We start from the raw sequence: 20,126 nt of genomic DNA, 5'->3' as shown, positions 1-20,126 counted from the left end.
AAGACCTGAAACGAGGCACGGACATGCGAACAGCTCTTTCCCTCCTGGCGGTACTTTTGGCCGTCGGTGTCGGCATGCGGGTCTATCCCCATAGCCTGCTCAACGCTCTCCTCGCCGGTGCGGTGATTTACCTGGCGATCGAAGTGGTTGCCCTCCGCCGCCGGATAGAGAGACTGGAACGGACCACGACCGCCATCGCCCGAGACGACCATCCGGAAGCAACACACGGGACGCCCCTTGTCCGTGATCCGGGTGAGCCCACGGCGGACAAATCGTTTTCAAGACAAGCGGCGGCCGCCGAGGAACACCCACGAGCGGCTCCGGAGGGGAAACCTCCGCCACCATCCCCTGACCAGGTACCGGTTCGCGGCCTCTTGGCCGGTTTGACTGCGCCGGTAGTCACCTTTTTCACCAGCGGCAATCCGGTGCTCAAAATCGGCCTGGTGGTCCTGTTCTTTGGGGTGGCTTTCCTGCTCAAGTATGCGGCCCAGCGCACCCTGATCCCCATCGAACTGCGCCTGGCCGGGGTGGCCCTGGGCGGTCTGATCCTGCTGGCCGCCGGTTGGCGACTGCGCCACAGCCGCAGGAACTATGGCCTGGGTCTGGAAGGCGGTGGCATCGGCGTCCTGTACCTGGTGGTCTTTGCCGCAGCCAAGCTCTACCATCTCCTGCCCCTGCCCCTGGCCCTAACGGTGATGATCAGCCTAGTGGGGCTGTCCTGTGCCCTGGCGGTGTTGCAGGAGGCCCGGGGGTTGGCGGTGTCCGGTTCCATCGGCGGTTTTCTCGCTCCGGTGCTGATGTCCACCGACAGCGGCAGCCATGTACTCCTCTTCTCCTACTACGCCCTGCTCAACAGCAGCATTCTCGGCATTGCCTGGTTCAAGGCTTGGCGGGAACTCAATCTGATCGGTTTTACCTTCACCTTTGCCATCGCCACCCTTTGGGGAGCCTCGGCCTATACCCCGGACCATTTTGCCACCACCGAACCCTTTTTGATCCTCTTTTTCCTGATGTACTGCCTGATCGCGGTCCTGTTCGCCCATCGTCAGCCCCTGCGACTGCGCGGCTTCATCGACGGCCCGTTGGTGTTTGGCCTGCCGATTGTCGCCAGCGGCCTCCAAGCCTATCTGGTGCACGATTTCCGTTACGGCATGGCGCTGAGTGCCCTGATGCTGGGCGGCTGGTATGTCGGGTTGTCCTGGCTGCTGTGGAGACAGCTGGCTGAGGGGATGCGGCTGCTGACCGAGGCCTTTCTTGCCCTGGGCGTGGTCTTCGCCAGCTTGGCCATTCCCCTGGGACTCGGCCCGAACTGGACCGCCGCTGCCTGGGCTTTGGAAGGCGCGGCCATGGTCTGGATCGGGTCGCGGCAGGACCGGCCGCTGGCCCGGCTGTTCGGTCTGCTACTCCAGATCGGTGCCGCTGTGAGTTTCGTGGACGGCCTGGTCTTGCCCGCCGACAGCGGGCTGTTGGTCAACTGGGCCTTTCTCGGCAGTGCTCTGCTGGCCAGCGCCGCCCTGTTCTCCAGCTTCTGGCTTGATCGGTATCGCGACCAGGCATCCCCTTGGGAGCTCCCCTTACCGCCATTACTGCTCGCTTGGGGGTTGAGCTGGTGGTACGGCGGAGGTTACCGGGATCTGGACCATCACCTGGAGGGCCAAACGCTGCCGCCTGCCTTTCTTCTTTACGCCGGCCTGACCACCCTCTGTCTGGGGGGCCTGGCGCACCGTTTCAGTTGGCAGCGGATGGTCACCGGCCTGCTGGTCCTGCTGCCGATCATGCTGTTCACCCTGATCGCCCAGGTCATGGGTTGGAACGCTGGATCGCTGTTGGCCGGCTGTGGCTGGCTGGCCTGGCCCCTGGCCTTTACGGTGCTGTATGGGCTGCTGGCCCGCTTCGAGGAGCAGTTACCGCCCCGCTCACTGCCTTGGGGGCACAGCCTTGGTCTGTGGTTGCTGATGGCAGTGCTCGCCATCGAGCTTGCCTGGCGGGTGGATCGGATGGCGGGAATCGCCGAAGTCTGGTCCCTGGCCTGCTGGGGCGGCGTGCCCATGGTCGTGCTCTTTGCCCTCGAATTCCACGGCGATCGGCTGACCTGGCCTGTGGCCCGTTGTGCCGCGACCTACCACGGTATCGCCACCGATGTCCCCTTGCTGGCCCTGCTGCTGTGGACCTTGGCCTCCTTCACCGCCAGCGGCGACCCCGATCCCCTGCCCTTCCTGCCGCTGCTCAATCCCCTGGAGCTGGTCGAGCTGGCCATTCTCCTGCTGGCACTCCTCCGCACCCTGCGCCCAACCACATCCAGCCTGTTTGGAGAGAGAGGGTTGATCGCGACCGCGGCCTTGTTGTTTATCTGGCTCAATGTGGCGGTTGGTCGCTGCGTCCATTGGTATGCCCATGTTCCCTACCGGTTCGACGCCCTTTTCTCCTCCCCAATTCTGCAGGCCGCCGTGGCGGCCCTCTGGTCCGTCCTGGCCCTGACCCTGACCATCCTGGGGGCCCGCAAGGCATACCGCAGGGTCTGGCTCACCGGTGCCGGGCTGCTGTGCCTGACGGTGATCAAGCTGTTTGTGATCGATCTTTCCGGCACCGGAACCATCGGCCGCATCGTGTCCTTTCTGGTGGTTGGCCTGCTGATGCTGATCATCGGCTTTTTCGCCCCCCTCCCTCCCAAGCCCGAGGAGCTGCCCCGATGAATGTTACGCTGCTTATCGGCCTGCTGACCCTGACGATGGTCCTGCCGGCCAGGGCCGCCCGGCTGACCCCGACTGACTTTGCCTACGGCTGCCCGGTGCCGGTCACCGATCCGGATGCCGTCCACGGTCTTATCCTGCCGCTGGAGGTCCATGCCGCGGTGACCCGACAGGATATGGGGGATCTCATGGTGTTCAACGCCGCTGGCGAGGCCGTGCCCCATGCCCTGCGCAGTCTCGACCCGCCGCCGGTCGAACGCAGGCAGGCAGTGCCCTTCTTTCCCTTACCCGAGGGCCGTCAAGGGGTGAGCGGCGATCTTTCCCTACGGGTCAGCCGCAATGCCCTGGGCGCGGCGGTCACCGTCGATGCGGACAATCAAGCCGGACAGCAAGCGCCACCGTCCTCCTATCTCCTTGATCTCAGCACGATTGCCACCGCGCCGACGGCATTGGAGCTGCGTTGGGACGAGGCTGGCCCAGTCGGCCTGTGTACCGTCAGCCTTGCGCACAGCGCTGATTTGGTCCACTGGTCTCCCCTGGTCACCAAGGCGGTGTTGGCTGATCTCCGTTACAACGGCGGCCAGGTCACAGCCCGCCGCATTGTCTTGCCGTTGACCGCATCCCCCTACCTCAGACTCGATTGCCGCGACTGCCGGACCCCGCTGCGACTGCGGGAGGCGTCTGCCCTCTCGGGTGCCGCGGCCGACGACGACCAGTGGCGCTGGCTGCCGCTCGATCCGGTGCACCGCCGGGAGGAAAACAGTCAGACGCTCCTCGAATACCGGCTCGAGGCCAACATCAGGGTGACGGCCCTGCGTCTCCGTTTCCCCTCGGCCAATTCACTGCTGCGGGCGGCAATCGAATCGCGCTCCGCCGCCGATGTCCCCTGGCGACCCGCAGTCCAGGCCGATTTCTACCGGATCGAACAGGAGGGCAAGACATTGACCAACCCCTTGATCTACTGCCCTCCCACCAGCGATGGCCAATGGCGGATCCGGGTGCTGTCCGACGGCGCAGGCCTGGGCAACGGCGGGCCGGCGCCCAGGCTTGAATTGGGATGGCGGCCGCTGCAGCTGGTCTTCCTCGCCCGAGGCAGCGGTCTCTACACAGTGGCCTTCGGCAGTGTCAAGGCAGGGGGACAGCGGCCCGCCGAGGGTCAGCTGATCCTCGCCGTCCTGCGGGAAACCGGAGCCGAATCGCGGCTCAAGCCGATCGAACCTGGTCCAATCCAGGTTTTGGCCGGTGAGCAGGCGCTCACGCCGCGCCTGGCGGCCACTTCGTGGAAAACCCTTTTGTTATGGCTGGTACTGGTGGCGGGGGTGATGGCCCTGGCCCTGATGGTCCGGTTCATGTACAGGGAAATGCAGGCGAAAAGGAACTGAACCGGGCTGGTCCTGGCCGCGCTTGCCCTCCAGGCTAACCGTGCAAGGTTTCCCAGACCTTGCGCGCCAACTCCCCGGTGGAAAACGGCTTCGTCATGAACCGCACGCCCTTGTCCAGAACCGCCCGATGGGCAATGACATTGGCGGTATAGCCCGACGTGAACAAGGTTTTGACCCGCGGGCACAGGGTTTCGATCTCCTTGGAAAGCTCACGGCCGTTCATTTCCGGCATGATTACATCGACGACCAAGAGCTCGATGGACGCGCCATGCGCCTTGGCCAGTCGCAGGGCCTCGCCAGGCGTGCCGGCGGTCAGGACCGTATAGCCCAGATACTCAAGCATCGAACGATTCAGGGTGAGCATCGCCTCCTCATCTTCCACCACCAGGACGGTTTGCCCCTGGCCCGTCGGCATGGCCGTGATCGCCTCTATTTCCGGTTTATCCTCGACCGTCCCGATTTGGCGCGGCAGATAAATGCGGAAGGTGGTGCCGACGCCCGGCTCACTGTACACGTTGATAAAGCCCTCGTTCTGCTTGACGATGCCGTACACGGTCGCCAGCCCCAGCCCGGTTCCCCGGCCAACATCCTTGGTGGTGAAAAAAGGTTCAAAGATCTTGTCGAGCAGATCACGTTCGATGCCGCTGCCGTTATCGCTGACCGCCAGGAGCACAAAATCACCGGGCATCACTCCGGACCGGCCGGCGCAATAGGCCTGATCAAAGGTGGCTCTGCCCGTTTCGATGGTGATATTGCCCACACCGGCAATGGCGTCACGGGCATTGACGCACAGGTTGGCCAGCAGTTGGTCCACCTGGGTTGGGTCCATCCTGATCGGCCACAGGTCAGGGGTTGGCACCCATCTGAGCACCACATCCTCGCCGATCAGCCGGCGCAGCATTTTAAGCATGCCTTCCACCGTCTCGTTCAGATCCAGGATCCTCGGGGCAATGGTCTGCTGACGGGCAAAGGCCAGCAGTTGGCGGGTGATTTCGGAGGAACGCCTGCCAGCCTTGACGATTTCCTCAAGATAGCCATGCAGGGGCTCGGGCACCTCCATCTTGCGCAGGGCCAGTTCCGCATAGCCGAGGATGACGCTGAGCATGTTGTTGAAATCGTGGGCCACCCCGCCGGCCAATTGGCCCACGGACTCCATTTTCTGCGACTGGCTTAACCGGGCGAGCAGTTTTGCCTCTTCCTGTTCCGCACGCTTGCGTTCAGAAATGTCCCGGACAACCGCCGACATCCCCTCGGGCTGGCCATCGTTGTCAATCAGGAGAAAAGTACGCAATTCCACAGGAATGAGCGTTCCATCCTTTCGCCGATATTCCTTTTCATAGAGCCCCGAGCATCCGCCGTGCATCAGCTGGTTTCTCACCTGTTCGTCTTCGTAGGCCAGCCACTGCGCGGGGGTGACATCACTGACCCGCATGCGTCTGAGTTCCTCGCGGTCATAACCGAGCATGGCGCAGTAGGCATCGTTGCATTGGCGGATATGACCGTGCATGTCAGTCACCACAAAGGCATCCATCATGCTCCGGTACAGGGTCCGGTACTGCCGCTCACTGGCCAGCAATTCCTCCTCCACCTGTTTCCGCTCAACCAGCCGCCAGGTGAACTCGGCGATCCGCGTCAGTGTTTCGTGCTCCTGGGGTGAGTAGTGTCCCGATTTTTCAGCCACAGCAAAGAGAGCGAGGACCTTGCCCGCCCGCAGCACCGGCACCGCCAGCACCTTCCCCTTGATCCACCATGGAGCGACAGCGCTCGCCGACCCCGCCGATACGCCAGGATCGTCGACCACCGGCGGCTGCCCGGTCCCGAGGCGATCGAACCAGGCATCCATCCAGTCAATGCCACTGACCGTCACCCAGCCATTCCCGGCCTGCGCGAACGCGGTGGTTCTCGACGAGGGCGGGCGGCGCATGACTACCGAGGAAACGGTTTGCTCCGGACAACGGCAAAAAACCAGGGGACTTTCCATCAGGGCGGCCACTTCCTTCAGCGCCCTGAGGAAAAACTCCTCTAATGTATGGGTAAAGGCGTATTCGCGCAGGAACAACCGTGCCTGCATCAGCCGTTGAGCCTGCCGTTCCTCGGTCTGGTCCCGGAAGGCCAGCACGATCCCAAGCGGTGTGTTCCGATCATCGTGGATTGGAGCAACCGAGCCGGTGACGGCACGTTCACGGCCATCGCGGGCGCGAAGCAGATGATATCCCTTTCTCTCCCCCGCCGTCCCTGAACCCAGCACCTGGGCAATGGAGCCGCGAACCAGCTCCCCTGTCGTTTCCTCGACCAGACAGAAGACCTCCTCCAAGGGTCTGCCGAGCGCCTCCTCCTGGCGCCAACCGGTGAGTGCCTCGGCCACCGGATTGATCAGTTCGATCCGCCCCTGGCCATCGGCGGCGATGATGCCGTCATCAATGGCCTGCACGGTACTGCGATGCCGCTCCATGCTGTGCCGCAGACGCGATTCGGCGTCATACAGAGCCATGTATCGGACTTTTTTGTTGTACTGTTGCATGAACAGGCACAGACCGCCAAATCCACCGGCGAGGAGCGCGAAGACCAACAAAAGCAGGGCGGCGCGAAACCGCCACGCGGCAAAAACGTGTGCTGCCGCATCCTTGGCGATCACTCTCCATTCGGTTCCCGGCACCGGGACAATCACCGCCAGCGAATCAACGCCCTGTTGATCCCTGCCCCGGATCGCGCCGATCCGCCCCTGCATCGCCGCCGCGGCCAGCGAGTCACTGTGGCGCCCAGACATCTGGCTCGGCAGCGGAACCGACAGCCTGGGCAAGGATTCCGCCAGCAGCAGCGGACTGCCGTCTCTCCGAATAAGCAGGATTTCGCCGGTCGCGCCGGGTGGCCCCCACGGCTGGAGCCATGACTGAAAGCATTGCACGGCATCGCTGATCAGCACCACCGCTCCCAGCGGCAGTCCGGTGCGTTGATTGGGAACAAAAAACGGCGCGATCAGGGCAACGCGGGGTGAACGGCAATGAGGCGTCACGAACAGATCGCTGAACACAGGATGGCGGCGACCCAGGGCCAGCGCCAGGGCGGCGGCGTACCCTGGCGGCTCGGAGTCGCCGTTTGTGCTCAAGCGGACGCGGCCCGCGGCATCGACCAACAGGACCTCCACGTACTGGCCAGGCGCGCCAACGGTGCGCAGACGGTTGCGCAGTTGACCTGCCAACCGTGCATCGGCCGTGGCCAAGAAGCGTGCCGTCTGGCCAAGCCACAGGGCGTCGGCGCCAAGAGCGGCTGCATCGTCCAGCCGCTCCCGCTGCCAGGCCACCAATCGATCCACTTTGAGGTGGGCGATGGCGGCCAATTGCTGTTCCGCCTTGTCCCGGGCCGAGGCGGCTTCGGTCCGGTACACCCAGAGACCGATGGCCAGCAGAAGCGCGAGCGGCGCGACGATGGCGGCCACGCCCCACAGGGAGACGTTTTTTTGCTCAGGCCGCATTGGTTCGTTCTCCCCCCGGGTGACGCCGCAGGGACGCTCCGGCCCGGCTGGCCTTGCGGACAACGGCCGCCGTACCTCCCGGCGGCCGCCCTGCTTCTTCGGCACAACCGGTCTTCCACGCTTCGTTTTCACCGCCGTAGCGCCGAAGACCTCGCACGCCGAGGTTAGAAACCCTGCTCATCGATCGGCACCGACCAGGGGCAATTGGTCAGATTTTGAATCCATCGACAATAGCCTTGAGGGTGGCGGCCAACCGCTGCAGATCGTCGGCGCTGGTCTTCACCTGCTGGCTGTTGCTGGAAATCTCGGCTGACGCGCCATTGACCGTGCTGATGTCCTTGGTGATCGAGGCCGCCACCAGGGAACTCTGGCTGACATTCTCGTTGACCTCGTTCATCCCCTGGGAGGCCTGGGCGATATTGTTGGCGATCTCCTGGGTGGCCGATCGCTGCTCGTCCACCGCGGTGGAGATCACCGCCACGATTTCGTTGATATTGTTGATGACCTCGGAAATCTGGTTGATCTCGGTGACCGTGGTCGATGTGGTGTCCTGGACCTCGCCGATCTGTTGCTTGATGTCCTGGGTGGCGACGGCGGTCTGTTTGGCCAGTTCCTTGATTTCGTTGGCCACCACCGCGAATCCCTTGCCCGCTTCGCCGGCCCGGGCCGCCTCGATGGTGGCGTTCAGCGCCAGCAGGTTGGTCTGCTCGGAGATCTCGGTGATCGCTTCGGTGACCCTGCCGATCGCCTGGGCGGCCTTGCCCAGCTCGGCCATCTTCAAGGAGGTCGAACCGGCCTGCTCGACCGCGGCCAGGGAAATGGTGTGGGCCTTCTGGGCGTTGTTGGCGATCTCGCCGATGGTGGCGGTCATCTCCTCGGCGGCGCTGGCCACCATCGAGGTATTGGTGGTGGACTGTTCCATGGCTGCGGCCACGTTGTTGAGATTGACCGTCATCTCCTCGGCGGCGGCGGCCACGCTGTCGGCCCGCTGCGAGGTGTCCTCGGAACTGCTGGAGAGATCGGCGGCAATCCGGGCGAGGTCGTTGGACGAGGCGTCGATGGATCGGGTGTTGCCGGCAATTTCACCGACAATGCCCTGCAGTTTCTCGATAAAGAGGTTGAACCAGCGGGCCAGTTCGCCGATCTCGTCGCGGGAATTGACCCGCAGGCGCATGGTCAGATCTCCTTCTCCCTGGGCGATATCCTTCAGTCCCTCGACCGCGTTCTTCAGCGGCACGGTGATGCTGCGGGAAAAGAGCAGCACCAGTCCGCACACCAAGGCCACCGCCACCAGGGTGATCAACAGGATGCTGTTTCTGATCGAATTGGCAGCAGCCAAAAACTCCGCCTCATCCTGGGTGACGGCGATGCTCCATCCCTTGAGGGGCACCGGCGCGAACCCGGCAATCTTCGGCACGCCCTGGAAAATATAGTCCCGCGCTCCCTGCTCCCCGGCCATCATCGCCTTGGTGATCTTGTCCATGTCGGCCAGGGTCTTGAGGTCGAGCTTCATCTCCAGCTCCTTCTTGGGATGGGCGATGATCAAGCCGTTCTGGTCGCACATGAAGGCGTAGCCGGAGTTGCCGACCTTGACTGTGGCCACGTGGCTCATCAGCGGCTGGGCCTTGAGCGACAAACCGAAAATACCGAGAAACTCGCCCGTATAGGAAAAGATCGGCGCGCAGAGCACATAAATGACATCGTTGGTGACCTTGGAGTAGACCACGTCGCCGACCACCGCCTTGCCACTGTTCTTGGCCTTTTGGAAATAGTCCATGTCCGCCAGGTTGACCCCCTTATACTCCTCGCCGCTGGCCAACTCACCGGTATACATGTAGCCCTTGGCATCGGTGACGAAGATGCCCAAATAACTGCTGTCCAGCTGTTTGAACTTGTCCTTCATCTGTTGCCGAAGCTGGGCGATATCGGTTGCCGCCCCTTCCAGGCCCGCTTCCTTGACCTTCTGGCCGATCAAGCGGACATTGGTGTCGACCGCGTGCGCGGCCGCGGTTTTCGCCTGGGCATCCAAGGTGGCCTCGATAACCGTGGCCAACTTCTGCGCCTGGGACGCCGCGTTGTTTCGGGCGATATCGCTCAACGCGGTCGAGGACTTCGACACCGCGAGATAGCCGACAACGGCAAGCGGCAGGGCCACCGCCAGGCAGCCACCGACAATGAGCCGAAAACCAATGGATCGAATGTTCATTTTTCCTCCTTGAGTTAGGGTGAGATGGGATGACGCGCTGCGCCGCGGGACAACCATTCAGTCGGATCGTTCCAGGATCGTGTTTCCCCGGTTTCCCGGCACAGGGACGGACCGTTCGATAAAGGCGAGGAACGCTTCGTGGGGCAAGGGCCGGCTGCACACATAGCCTTGAATCTGTTCGCAGCGTCGCTGCTTGAGCCATTCGAGCTGCTCGGCGGATTCGACCCCCTCGGCAACCACGTGGATCCCCAGATTGTGCGCCATGAGAATGATGGTTTCCACCAGTTGGTCGTCGCTGGGGTCGCGGGTCAGATCACGGATAAAGGAGCGATCGATTTTCAGGGTGCGAATGGGAAACCGCTTGAGATAGGAAAGCGAGGAATAGCCGGTGCCGAAATCGTCCACGGCAATGGCGATGCCGGCACCTGCCAGTTGATTGAGGGTATCGACGGTTTTGGCCAGATTGGTCATCATCGCGGTTTCGGTGATCTCCAGTTCGAGCCGGTCATGGGCGATTCCATGCCGGTCCAGCATGGCCAGGATTCGCTCGACCAGATTGTTTTGCACAAACTGCAGCGGCGACAGATTGACCGCGATGGACAGTTCCGGCCGGCCCAAACGCTCCAGGATAGTGAGCATGTGACAGGCCTGCTCCAGCACCTGTTCCCCCAGGGGAATGATCAGGCCGGTTTCCTCGGCCAGCGGGATGAAATCGGCTGGATTGACGATGGTGCCGTCCTCCTTCCGCCAGCGTACCAGGGCCTCGGCCCCGGTCATCGTCCCGTTGACCGGGTCGATCTTGGGTTGGAAGAACACGGTGAACTCGCGGTTGCCCACGGCCTGACGGAGGTTGTTCTCCAGTTGGCGGAGGAAAACGATCCGCTCGCTCAGGTCGGAGGTGAACAGGCAATACCTGTTTTTCCCCCTCGCCTTGGCCTCGTACATGGCAATATCGGCATGTTTGGTCAGGATGCCGGCGCTGCTCCCGTCCTCGGGGAAAAAGGCCACGCCGATGCTGACGGTGACGAACAGCTCGGTATCGTCGATGTTGAACGGCGCGGCCAGACTGCGCAGCAGCCGTTTGGCCAAATCGATCACCACTTCTTCCGAGGCAAGGGCGGCCACCAGGATAAGAAATTCATCGCCGCCGAGGCGGGCCACGGTATCCTCCTCCCGTACCTGGGACACCAAGCGGTTGGCTACGCCCAGCAGGAGTTTATCGCCCCACTCGTGGCCCAGGCTGTCATTGGTGTTCTTGAAGTTGTCCAGATCGAGGAACAGCACCGCCAACTTACTGCCGCTACGCCTGGCATGGGCGATGGACACCTCGATCCGGTCGTTGGCCAGGAGGCGGTTGGGCAGGCCGGTGAGCATGTCGTGGTAGGCCTGATGGATGATTTGCTCTTCCTGCCGCTTCATCTCGGTGATGTCGTGGAACACGGCCACATGGTGGGCGACCGCCCGACGCTCGTCGTAGATGGTGCTGATGCTCAGGATTTCCGGATAGATTTCCCCGTTTTTGCGCCTGTTCCAGATCTCTCCGGTCCACCGGCCCGTGGTCCGCAGGCTGGTCCACATCTGCCGGTAAAACGACTGGTCCTGACGGTGGGACTTCAGCAGCCGCATGTTGCGCCCAAGGAGTTCCGGCTGGCTGTAGCCGGTGATGTCGCAAAAGGCCTGATTGACGGCGACCAGTGTTCCCTCCTGATCGGTTATGCCAATCCCTTCCAGGGCGTGTTCAAAGGCCTTGTGATAGAGCATCAACTGCTGTTCCGCCTGAATGCGCTCCCGAATCTCGGTCAAAATTTTCTCGTTCGACTGCCGCAACCGTTCGAGATAACGGTTGAAATGATGCCCCACCAGGCCGATCTCCCCCAAGGCGTCCTCTTCGGCGCGGATGCTGATCTCGCCTTCGGCGGCGCGGTGCATCTGTTCGGCCAGGCGGGCAAGCGGCCGGGTCATCAGGCTGCCGAGGTACAGGCACAACGGCACCACCATGCCCATGGCGCCACAGACAATGATCAGGATGATCCACCCCAGCCGGGTCAAGGGTTCAAACATCTCCTCCTCGTACACGGTCGAGGCCACGATCCAGTCAATTGCGGGAATATGGTTGAAAAAGATGATTTTTTTCTTCTTATCCATCCCGTTTTCCTCGTCCCACAGGTAGCTGAATTGCCCATTTTTCATCGAGAGGATCCGCGTGAACACCTCTCGAGCAACCTGGTTGGACAAACGGTGCACATTGCCGATCAGCCAAGGGTGAAGAATGATGTCCCCCTGGCTGTTGACGATGAAGGCGTACCCGGTGTTGCCGAAATGCTGGGAACGCAACCCGTGACGAAGATCATCGAGGAGCACGGTGAACTCGTGCTTCACACCGACAACGGCAATGATCCAGTCCCACGGTTGAAAGTAGGCCAGATAGACCCCCTTGGCGCTGGCCGCCGCCTCATCGGCGGCTTGCCATTCCTGCTCCAGGTAGCCGTTTTTCAGGGTCACCTGTTGCCGGAGATGGGGCGAAAGCGATGGACCGGTGGAAATGTTCGGGGCTTGGGAATGGGCCACCATCGAGCCTGCGCCTGTCATGGCCGCCACATACCCCCGCTCGCCGACATGCTGCGTCAGCAAGCGCTCCTTGGCCAGCTGCATGGCCGCATCCCGGCTCAATCGGCCCTCATGCACCTGCCGTTCCAAGCCGTCAAGCATGTCGATGTTCATGTGGGCGATCGCCTGCAAATGGCTGCGAACGGCGAGTTGCGCCGCCTGTTCGACCACGTCCTTGATCGCAACGGTGGACCCGGCGAGCTTCTCCATCATGTTGCGCCGCATGTTCTCATAGACGACCGAATAGATCAGCAGGCCGGACAAAATCAGGATACAGGCGGTGGTCAGGGAAAAGAGGCCGACAAAATGCCATCGGATGGGCATCCTCGGAGGGAAGAGCGACAAGAGGCCGCGTTCCCACCAGGCGGCGGCTCCGCGCTCGGCACGGCCGTCGTTCTCCGGTTCTTCACCGCCGACACGGGAATCGTTATTGGCCGACACGACGTGCGGTCCGATGGAGGCCAGGGTCGAGACAGAGACTGACCTGGGCGAGGGAGCCGAGGTCCAGCAGGGAGAGCAGGTTGATTTCCGCGGGCGTCAGGTCGATACCGGCTTGAAGACAGGCCCGCGAAAGCGACACGCCGGCCATACGGCGGAATTGATCGTCGGTGATCAGGCGGCCAATACAATGTTCAACGGCTCGCTGCGACATACCCCCCTCCCCTGTGTACCGATGGATGGAATTGTTCCCGCGAAGACATCCAAGGGACAAAATGCCCCGGATTGAGAGCTTGAAGCAGGATGCGTGCCTAAAAAAATATTATCTTATTTCAAAGAGATATATCCAAGCCAAGCAAGACAAATTGTCCATCCCAAGACAAAATGTCCCATTCGGGACAATCCAAACATCAATCAATAAAAAAGCTTGCGGGTTGTCTTGAGCAAACGGGCGGCGGCTGATTTGTTGTTGCCGGTCTGGGCCAGGGCCCACGCCTTGAGCCGATTGACCACTTCGTTCAGGGAAAAAGTTTCGGGAGTGAATTCAAAATGGAGGGTGAGGAGGGAGGATGGCGCGCCGCAGTTGGTGCCGGCAGGCCCGTGGAGTCGCAGATGTTCCGGCTGGATCAATTCGCCGCTGGTCATGATGGCCGCATATTCCAAGCGGTTACGCAACTCGCGCACGTTGCCCGGCCAATCGTGGGCCATGATAACATCCATCGCCGCCCGAGAAAGGCCGGGCAGCGCCTTTCCCTGATGCCGGCGGAAAATTTCGAGGAAATGTTCGGCCAGATGAGGAATATCTTCCCGGCGATCCCGCAGCGGCGGAATGGTCAGGGGAAAAACATTGAGCCGGTAGAACAGATCGGTACGGAATTGTCCCTCCTGGGACAACTGTTTCAGGTTGCGATGGGTGGCGACGATGACCCGGAAATCGGCTGGCTGCGTTTCATCGGAACCGAGGCATTCATACACCTTTTCTTCCAGCATCCGCAGCAGCTTGGCCTGAAGGGGCAACGGCATGTCGCCGATCTCGTCGAGAAACAGGGTGCCGCCCCTGGCCCGGCGGCATTTGCCCTCCCGGCTGCTGTCCGCGCCGGTAAAGGCGCCTTTGACATGGCCAAAAAGCTCGCTCTCCAACAAGGTTTCCGGGATGGCGGCGCAGTTGACCGGCACGAAGGCCGCGGGCGAACACCCCGAGGCACTGTGAATGGCCCGGGCCAGCACCTCCTTGCCGACGCCGCTTTCGCCGTAGAGGGCAACCGTGGTGCCGGCGAAAGCAGCCACCTGACGGGCAGCCTTCAAAACCGAGGCCATGACCGGGGAGACCGTTTTGATATGCTCGAAACTGAAGCGCTCGTTGAGCAGCCCCTCCATCTGATCGCAACGCTGCCGCAAATGGGCTCCCTCCAAGCTGCGGCCGATGGTCAGCAGCAGCTCCTCGCGGTGCAGCGGTTTGAGCAGATAGTCATCCGCGCCCTGCTTCATCGCGGTCACGGCCGACTCGACGCTGCCGTGGGCGGTGATCACCACAAAGGGCAGATGGGGAAAACGTCGCTGGACCTCGGCAAGCAGGGCAACACCATCCATGTCCGGCATGATTAGATCCGAAAGCATCAGATCAATGGCCATCCGGTCCAGCAGCTCCAGGGCCTCGACAGCGCCACCAGCGCAGACGGTTGCATACCCCGCATCTTTCAGGTAGCCCTGCACCAAAAAACGAAAGCTCGATTTGTCATCGACGATCAGGATCGTTTCTCCGGCCATGATTTGTTTTCCTTCGCTCAAGCGGGCAAGACGGGGCGGACGCACAGCGCGCGCAGCTGTTTCACCAAACCGTGCATCTCCTGCAGCGGCAAGGTCCATGCGCCGTCATGCAGCGCCACGGCCGCTTCCTCGGGACCTCTGTCCTGTAAATAGCCGCACAGACCCTTCAAACTATGCGCGGCCTCTTGAAAAAGCTTGCGGTCTTCAAGCAGGACGGCCTGATCCAGGCGGTTCAGTTCATTGCCGATGTCATCCCACAACAACTGAAAATAAGCGGCCATCCGCTGTGTATCGTGCCCCATGTCAGCCACGATACGCTCGCGCAGTCCATAGGTCGATGCCGGCGCCGAGGCTGGGGGCTGCGCGGTTGACGCCAATGGCCCGCAGTGTTCGCCAATGGCCAGGGCCAACAGCTGCGGGTCCAGGGGTTTGAACAAAACAGCCTGCATCCCCGCGGCCAAACACCGTTTGCGGGTTTCTCCCTCGGTATCCGCCGTGTAGGCGATGATCGGGGTTGGCGCAAGACGACACAAACGCTCCAGCTGCCGCAGGCGCACGGCCAACTCCACCCCATCGATTTCCGGCATGCGCACATCGAGGACAATGCAGTCGTATCGCCCCGTGTCGAGCAACTCCATGGCCTGCAAGGCGCTTGCCGCCTCGCAGACCTTATGCCCCCAGGAGGAAAGCGTGTCATGGAGCAGTCGCCGGTTGAAAACATTATCCTCGATCACCAGGATGGTGAGAGGGACAATCGGGGGGGCGGCCATCCGTTCGTACTGGGGCGGCGAGCTGAGCACAAACGGCAGCTCCACGGTAAAGCTGCTGCCTGTCCCAGGGGTGCTGGCCACCTCCACCCGCCCCTGCATCAATTCAACCAACCGGTGAACAATCGCCAAGCCCAAACCGGTTCCCCCGTATTTTCTGGATATACCGGGATCGAGCTGTTGAAATGGTTGAAACAGCGAGGCGATTTGCCGCGCTTCAATGCCAATGCCCGTGTCCCGCACCTCCAGCCGCACCAGGCACCGTCCTTCGACGCCCGGAGCCTGATCCTGGGCCGTGACCCGCAGAAGCACGCAGCCGCTTTCGGTGAATTTCATGGCATTGCTGAGCAGGTTGGAGGCAATCTGCCGGAACCGGATGGGATCGCCCTGAATCCAGGGAGGTAACGTCTCCTCCCTGATCACCTGGAAATCGAGTTGTTTCCGGGCAGCCACCGGGGCAAACTGCCATTGGAGCAGGTCCACAGCTTCGGGCAGATTGAACGGGATGGACTCAAGCTGCAACTGGCCGGCCTCGACCTTCGACATATCCAGGACATCGTTGACCAAATCCATCAGCAGTCGGGAAGACTGATCGAGGATGTCGACATATTCACGCAGCTGCACGCCATCGGCGGTCCGCCTCGCCAGGGCGCTGAAGCCGACAATGGCGTTCAGCGGCGTACGGATCTCGTGGCTGATCAGGGCAAGAAAATCGGACTTGGCCCGACTGGCGGCCTCCGCCGCTTCTCGGGCAGCCTGCAGCTCGGCCTGATGCTGTTTCTGTTCCGTGATATCCATGGCGTTGCCGACAAAGGATTCAATCTCTCCCTCTTCATTGGTCAGGGGGATGAAGTTGGAGAGGTGCCAACGGATGGAGCCGTCACGATGCGGTATCCGGTATTCGAGGCCCCGGCGAATCTCGCCGTGTTCCCATACCTCGCGATAAAAATCCTCGCACAGAGCGACATCGTCGGGATGGACGATCTCCCGGAAATGCTTGCCGACAATGTGATCCGGCTCATGGCCGAGCAGTTTGGTATAGCCGGGCGATACATAGGTGACCACGCCGTGCGGGCTGATCGTGTAGATGATGCCGTGACTGTTCTGCACCAGGGATTGATACTGCTCCCGTGCGGCGCGCAACTCCCGCTCCGAACGTTTGTGCTCGCTGATATCCTGAATTATGAACACCGTGGCCTCGTGCTGGCCGGAGGCGTCAAGCAGAGGTGCCGCCATCATCCGGCAATCGAAATTCCATGGCGGCAGGATCGTTTCCACCGTGCGCGGCTGATGGTCCAGGATGATGGCATGCAGTGGACAGGACGGCAGCGGTTCGCGGTGCCGGCACAAGAGCTCGTAACAGCGCCGGCCGACCACCTCCTCCTTGCTGATGCCAAGCCGCCGGGCAAAGGCCAGGTTGACCCTGAGAATCCGGAAGGTTCGATCAATGACAAAGAGCAGATTCTCGGACGTGTCGATGATCCGTACCCATGCCTGCTCGGCCGACTCGGCTGCGCGACGGCGTTCCTCCGAGGCGCGATAAAGCTGCTCCAGGGTTTGCCGGGCCAGAAAGGACGACTTCCGGTAGCGGTGCCAGTTGGCGGAAACAATCCAGCCTATGGTATTGGCGCCGGCATACGCGGTTACCGTCGACAGGGAAGCCACGAATCCCATGGCAGCCTTGACGCTGAAAAAAAGATAGAGGCTGCCCAGGGTGTACAGGACGGCTGGAGCCACGCCCCGAACGGAAAGGCAGGGTTGCACCGAGTACCAGGCAACGATCATCAGCAGGTCCACCACGACATACCCGGTATACACGGCCGGCAGGAAAAACACGATCAGATGATGGGCCAGGGCGCAGGTCCCCCCCCACGCAAACGACCAGCGGTCCAGTTGTCGGGGTTCCTTGGTCCGCAGGATGACCGCCATTGTCCAGGCGGAAAATCCAATTACCCCCAGACGAACCGACAGCACCAGGACAAAGGCGGCATCACCACGAAGAAACAGATAATCAGCTCGAAGACACAGGAGGCTGAAGACCATCACCAACCCAATGAGAACGAGCAGGGCCAGCGCGTCCTGACGAAGAAAATGTTGACGATAGCACCTCTCGTCCCCTGTGTCGGCGGAGCATTCAAACGGAGGGCACGGTCTCGTTGGGTTCTCGGTTTGCACTGCGGATGCCGATGAAAAAGTGCCGCCAGAGCGAGCGGATTGTTTGAACGGATGCCGGAGGCGTGTCGCGACGCTGACCGGGGCGCATCCATGCTGCCCGGACTCAAAGAACGGCGCCATAATACCGAGACGAACAGGTATTGTAAACATCGAATATGGAACGACATCCGGTGCCGTTGCCTGTTCGACCGCTCCGCGGGAGCCGTTGAACCCTGCTCGCCTCCGCGACGCGCGGCGAAAGGCGTTTTCCATGCCGAACATCCATCACACCGCTATGATTTGCTCAACAACGAAAGTGATGTTTTTTGCTTGACGGCCAAGGCTTCATCGGCTAAATAGACCGTCACGCTTTGGGGCGAATAGCTCAGCTGGGAGAGCATCGGCCTTACAAGCCGAGGGTCACAGGTTCGATCCCTGTTTCGCCCACCACATATACTGGGGTCGTAGTTCAGTTGGTTAGAATGCCGGCCTGTCACGCCGGAGGTCGCGAGTTCGAGCCTCGTCGGCCCCGCCAGTATACAGGGGTAGTTGGAGTAATCCAGCTACCCTTTTTTTTATCGTTTTTTTAGCAAGAAGGAACTAGACGCGCAGTTTGCATTCCGGCGGCAAATCTGTCCTTCAGTCTCTTACCCAACATCCAGCAGCATCTGACAAGGCATTCGGGACCGTTCTCTTTGCAAACGGTTATCAGGAGGAAGCATGCAGAAGAAGGCTGTTATTCTCCCACTCGCTCTTTCGACAATTTTGGTCTTGACGGCGCTGAACACCGCCTGTCTTGCCGCACCTCGACTTGATGTTTCCAAATCCCCTCCCGAGCGCACGCAACTGACGCCTGAGGAAATCGAGAAGAACAAGAAGAGGCAAGAAAAAATAGAAAAGGACCTGGAAGAACTTGACAAGGAACACAAGCTGGAACACGATCAAAACAATCAACCGCAAAAGAAAACCGGTCGCAGAGCGGCATCTCTTCAACCATAAGGGTCAAGCCCTGGTGCTGGCTCGCGATTGAGCTGCAAGAGCAGGATCGCTGACGGATTTCTGTGACCCGCCAGTGCGCGCCCCCATGCGCGTGCCGCTCGAAGCGCTCCCCCCTATTTTTGAGGATGCCATGCGATTCAGTGTCTCTTTCCTGGTTTTGGCCACCGTCATTGGCCTGTTGGCGCCCGAGTGCTGGGCGGCGTCTTCCACTCGGTCAGTCGTGCACAAGAACATGCAACGACTGCTGAAGTCAAAGACCTGTCCATCCTGCGACCTTTCCGGCGCTGATCTGCGGCAAAGCAAGCTGGAAAACGCCAACCTTGAAGGCGCAAATCTCACCGGCGCGCAGTTGTCCCTTGCCGACCTCTCCGGCGCCAACCTGAAAAAAGCCAATCTGCGAAACGCCAATCTGCATGGCGCTGATTTAGCTTACGCCGACCTTGAAGGAGCCAACCTGACCGGTGCCTCTCTTGAAGGCGCCATCTTCAAGGCCACCAAAATGAAAGGCCGAATTGTCAATCGGCTTCTCCATGCAGACCAAGTGCGACCGGAGACGCCTGCTGCCCCGGTTTCTCCTCCAGATAACCAACCGGTGCGGAGGCAACAACCGAGCGAAAGCATGCTCCAGGCCGCGGACATCGAACCGGTCGCGGATGCCGCTCTTCCGACCGAAACGTCTGCGCAGCCTTCCGCCGACCCACCAGACGCCGCCGGAATCTCCGAGCCCGCATCGGAGACCGCGCCGTCAACCGACGAAATCAACGCTGGCAAACAGACGCTCATCGATCAAATGTTCGAACAAGAACGCTGCGTTGGATGCGATCTGTCCGGCGTGGATCTGTCCGGCAGGGATTTGGCGGGATTTGATCTGGAACGGGCGAATCTTTCCAATAGCGATCTACGGGAAGCGGATTTGAGCGAAACCAATCTTAAGGGTGCCGTCCTCCACGGTGCGCAACTCCAGGAGGCGGACTTGAGCGAGGCCGATCTGTATCGCGCGGATTTTACCGGCGCCAACCTTTCCGGGGCTGATCTGGGCGAGGCAAAGATCGATGGGGCCGATCTTAGCGGTGCCATTGGGGTTGCCTTGGAGAGCGAGGCCGCGCCCCAGTGAAAATCTCTGACGGTATATCGCGACTCTGCTTGACAGCACAGCGCTTTTTCTGTATAAAACTTCCTTTAAATTTTTAATCTTTCATCATTGATGCTTTTTATAAGGAGTTAGGAGTCCTCATGGCAAATCACAAGTCAGCAGAGAAGAGAGATCGTCAGGCTAAAATGCGTCGTTTACGTAATCGAATGAACAAGTCGGCCATGAAAACCGCTGTTCGTCAGGTTGAAGAAGCCATTGCCGCCGGTTCCGAGGAACAGGCCAAAGCCGCTCTGCAAGCAGCCATTCCAGTGATTTACAAAACATCCACCAAGGGTTCCATCCACAAGAAGAACGCGTCCCGCAAGGTTTCCCGTCTGACCAAGCGAGTCAACAAGATGCAACCCCTTGCCTAAGGTGGAGTCGTTCTTCTCTCCGAATCGGTGAGGTTTAGGCCATGGGTGCAACATGCCCCCCATGGCCTTTTTTGTTGTCCACAGGCAGGGCTCCGCTTCACGTACCGGGAGCGCCGAGCTGCAGTCAGAACGAGCGGC

General features: G+C 60.9%; 11 protein-coding genes and 2 tRNA genes. 7 read left to right on the top strand and 6 right to left on the bottom strand.

From position 1 onward, the window contains the following. Positions 1 to 23: 23 nt before the first annotated feature. Positions 24 to 2,693: a DUF2339 domain-containing protein gene (locus DESPR_RS07065; RefSeq protein ID WP_015724122.1), complete on the top strand. Its 2,670-nt coding sequence runs from the start codon at positions 24 to 26 to the stop codon at positions 2,691 to 2,693. After that, a complete protein-coding gene (locus DESPR_RS07060) occupies positions 2,690 to 4,072 on the top strand; it encodes a DUF3999 domain-containing protein (protein ID WP_015724121.1) in 1,383 nt (460 codons plus the stop codon). The genes DESPR_RS07065 and DESPR_RS07060 overlap by 4 nt, the downstream gene beginning before the upstream one ends. Positions 4,073 to 4,106: 34 nt before the next feature. On the opposite strand, the gene DESPR_RS17175 is transcribed toward DESPR_RS07060, so the two are convergent. The 6 genes from DESPR_RS17175 to DESPR_RS07030 form a co-directional block, all read right to left on the bottom strand. Next, positions 4,107 to 7,544, bottom strand: a complete 3,438-nt coding sequence (locus tag DESPR_RS17175; RefSeq protein ID WP_015724120.1) for a PAS domain S-box protein — start codon at positions 7,542 to 7,544, stop codon at positions 4,107 to 4,109. Positions 7,545 to 7,752: 208 nt separating this feature from the next. After that, positions 7,753 to 9,750, bottom strand: a complete 1,998-nt coding sequence (locus DESPR_RS07050; RefSeq protein ID WP_015724119.1) for a methyl-accepting chemotaxis protein — start codon at positions 9,748 to 9,750, stop codon at positions 7,753 to 7,755. Between the two features lie 57 nt (positions 9,751 to 9,807). Then, positions 9,808 to 12,798 (bottom strand): bifunctional diguanylate cyclase/phosphodiesterase, encoded by a 2,991-nt coding sequence (locus DESPR_RS07045; protein WP_015724118.1) that lies wholly within the window; start codon positions 12,796 to 12,798, stop codon positions 9,808 to 9,810. Beyond that, positions 12,785 to 13,009 (bottom strand): Os1348 family NHLP clan protein, encoded by a 225-nt coding sequence (locus tag DESPR_RS07040; protein WP_015724117.1) that lies wholly within the window; start codon positions 13,007 to 13,009, stop codon positions 12,785 to 12,787. The genes DESPR_RS07045 and DESPR_RS07040 overlap by 14 nt, the downstream gene beginning before the upstream one ends. 200 nt (positions 13,010 to 13,209) lie before the next feature. Continuing rightward, a complete protein-coding gene (locus DESPR_RS07035) occupies positions 13,210 to 14,562 on the bottom strand; it encodes a sigma-54-dependent transcriptional regulator (protein WP_015724116.1) in 1,353 nt (450 codons plus the stop codon). Between the two features lie 17 nt (positions 14,563 to 14,579). Then, complete coding sequence (locus DESPR_RS07030; protein ID WP_015724115.1) at positions 14,580 to 17,372, bottom strand: PAS domain-containing hybrid sensor histidine kinase/response regulator; 2,793 nt, start codon at positions 17,370 to 17,372, stop codon at positions 14,580 to 14,582. Positions 17,373 to 17,857: 485 nt separating this feature from the next. On the opposite strand from DESPR_RS07030, the gene DESPR_RS07025 reads away from it, so the two are divergent. The 5 genes from DESPR_RS07025 (at position 17,858) to rpsT (ending at position 19,988) form a co-directional block, all read left to right on the top strand. Beyond that, positions 17,858 to 17,933, top strand: a tRNA-Val gene (locus DESPR_RS07025). Positions 17,934 to 17,941: 8 nt separating this feature from the next. Continuing rightward, positions 17,942 to 18,018, top strand: a tRNA-Asp gene (locus tag DESPR_RS07020). 185 nt (positions 18,019 to 18,203) lie between these two features. After that, positions 18,204 to 18,482, top strand: coding sequence for a hypothetical protein (locus DESPR_RS07015; protein WP_015724114.1), 279 nt, complete (start codon positions 18,204 to 18,206; stop codon positions 18,480 to 18,482). A 130-nt stretch (positions 18,483 to 18,612) separates the two neighbouring features. Further along, complete coding sequence (locus tag DESPR_RS07010) at positions 18,613 to 19,596, top strand: pentapeptide repeat-containing protein (protein WP_169701557.1); 984 nt, start codon at positions 18,613 to 18,615, stop codon at positions 19,594 to 19,596. Between the two features lie 119 nt (positions 19,597 to 19,715). Continuing rightward, positions 19,716 to 19,988: a 30S ribosomal protein S20 gene (rpsT, locus tag DESPR_RS07005; RefSeq protein ID WP_015724112.1), complete on the top strand. Its 273-nt coding sequence runs from the start codon at positions 19,716 to 19,718 to the stop codon at positions 19,986 to 19,988. Positions 19,989 to 20,126 lie beyond the last annotated feature (138 nt).

Origin of the sequence: Desulfobulbus propionicus DSM 2032 (assembly GCF_000186885.1) — a bacterium.
Taxonomy (GTDB): domain Bacteria; phylum Desulfobacterota; class Desulfobulbia; order Desulfobulbales; family Desulfobulbaceae; genus Desulfobulbus; species Desulfobulbus propionicus.
The sequence above is the reverse complement of the archived record's forward strand: the minus strand, read 5'-3'. Positions and strand labels throughout refer to the sequence as shown.

Excerpts from the sequence above, each read along its gene's own strand:
- DESPR_RS07015 (WP_015724114.1), top strand. The coding sequence starts at position 18,204 with ATGCAGAAGAAGGCTGTTATTCTCCCACTCGCTCTTTCGACAATTTTG.
- DESPR_RS07035 (WP_015724116.1), bottom strand. The coding sequence starts at position 14,562 with ATGGCCGGAGAAACGATCCTGATCGTCGATGACAAATCGAGCTTTCGT.
- DESPR_RS07050 (WP_015724119.1), bottom strand. The coding sequence starts at position 9,750 with ATGAACATTCGATCCATTGGTTTTCGGCTCATTGTCGGTGGCTGCCTG.
- DESPR_RS07040 (WP_015724117.1), bottom strand. The coding sequence starts at position 13,009 with ATGTCGCAGCGAGCCGTTGAACATTGTATTGGCCGCCTGATCACCGAC.
- DESPR_RS07010 (WP_169701557.1), top strand. The coding sequence starts at position 18,613 with ATGCGATTCAGTGTCTCTTTCCTGGTTTTGGCCACCGTCATTGGCCTG.
- DESPR_RS07030 (WP_015724115.1), bottom strand. The coding sequence starts at position 17,372 with ATGGTCTTCAGCCTCCTGTGTCTTCGAGCTGATTATCTGTTTCTTCGT.
- DESPR_RS17175 (WP_015724120.1), bottom strand. The coding sequence starts at position 7,544 with ATGCGGCCTGAGCAAAAAAACGTCTCCCTGTGGGGCGTGGCCGCCATC.
- DESPR_RS07060 (WP_015724121.1), top strand. The coding sequence starts at position 2,690 with ATGAATGTTACGCTGCTTATCGGCCTGCTGACCCTGACGATGGTCCTG.
- rpsT (WP_015724112.1), top strand. The coding sequence starts at position 19,716 with ATGGCAAATCACAAGTCAGCAGAGAAGAGAGATCGTCAGGCTAAAATG.
- DESPR_RS07065 (WP_015724122.1), top strand. The coding sequence starts at position 24 with ATGCGAACAGCTCTTTCCCTCCTGGCGGTACTTTTGGCCGTCGGTGTC.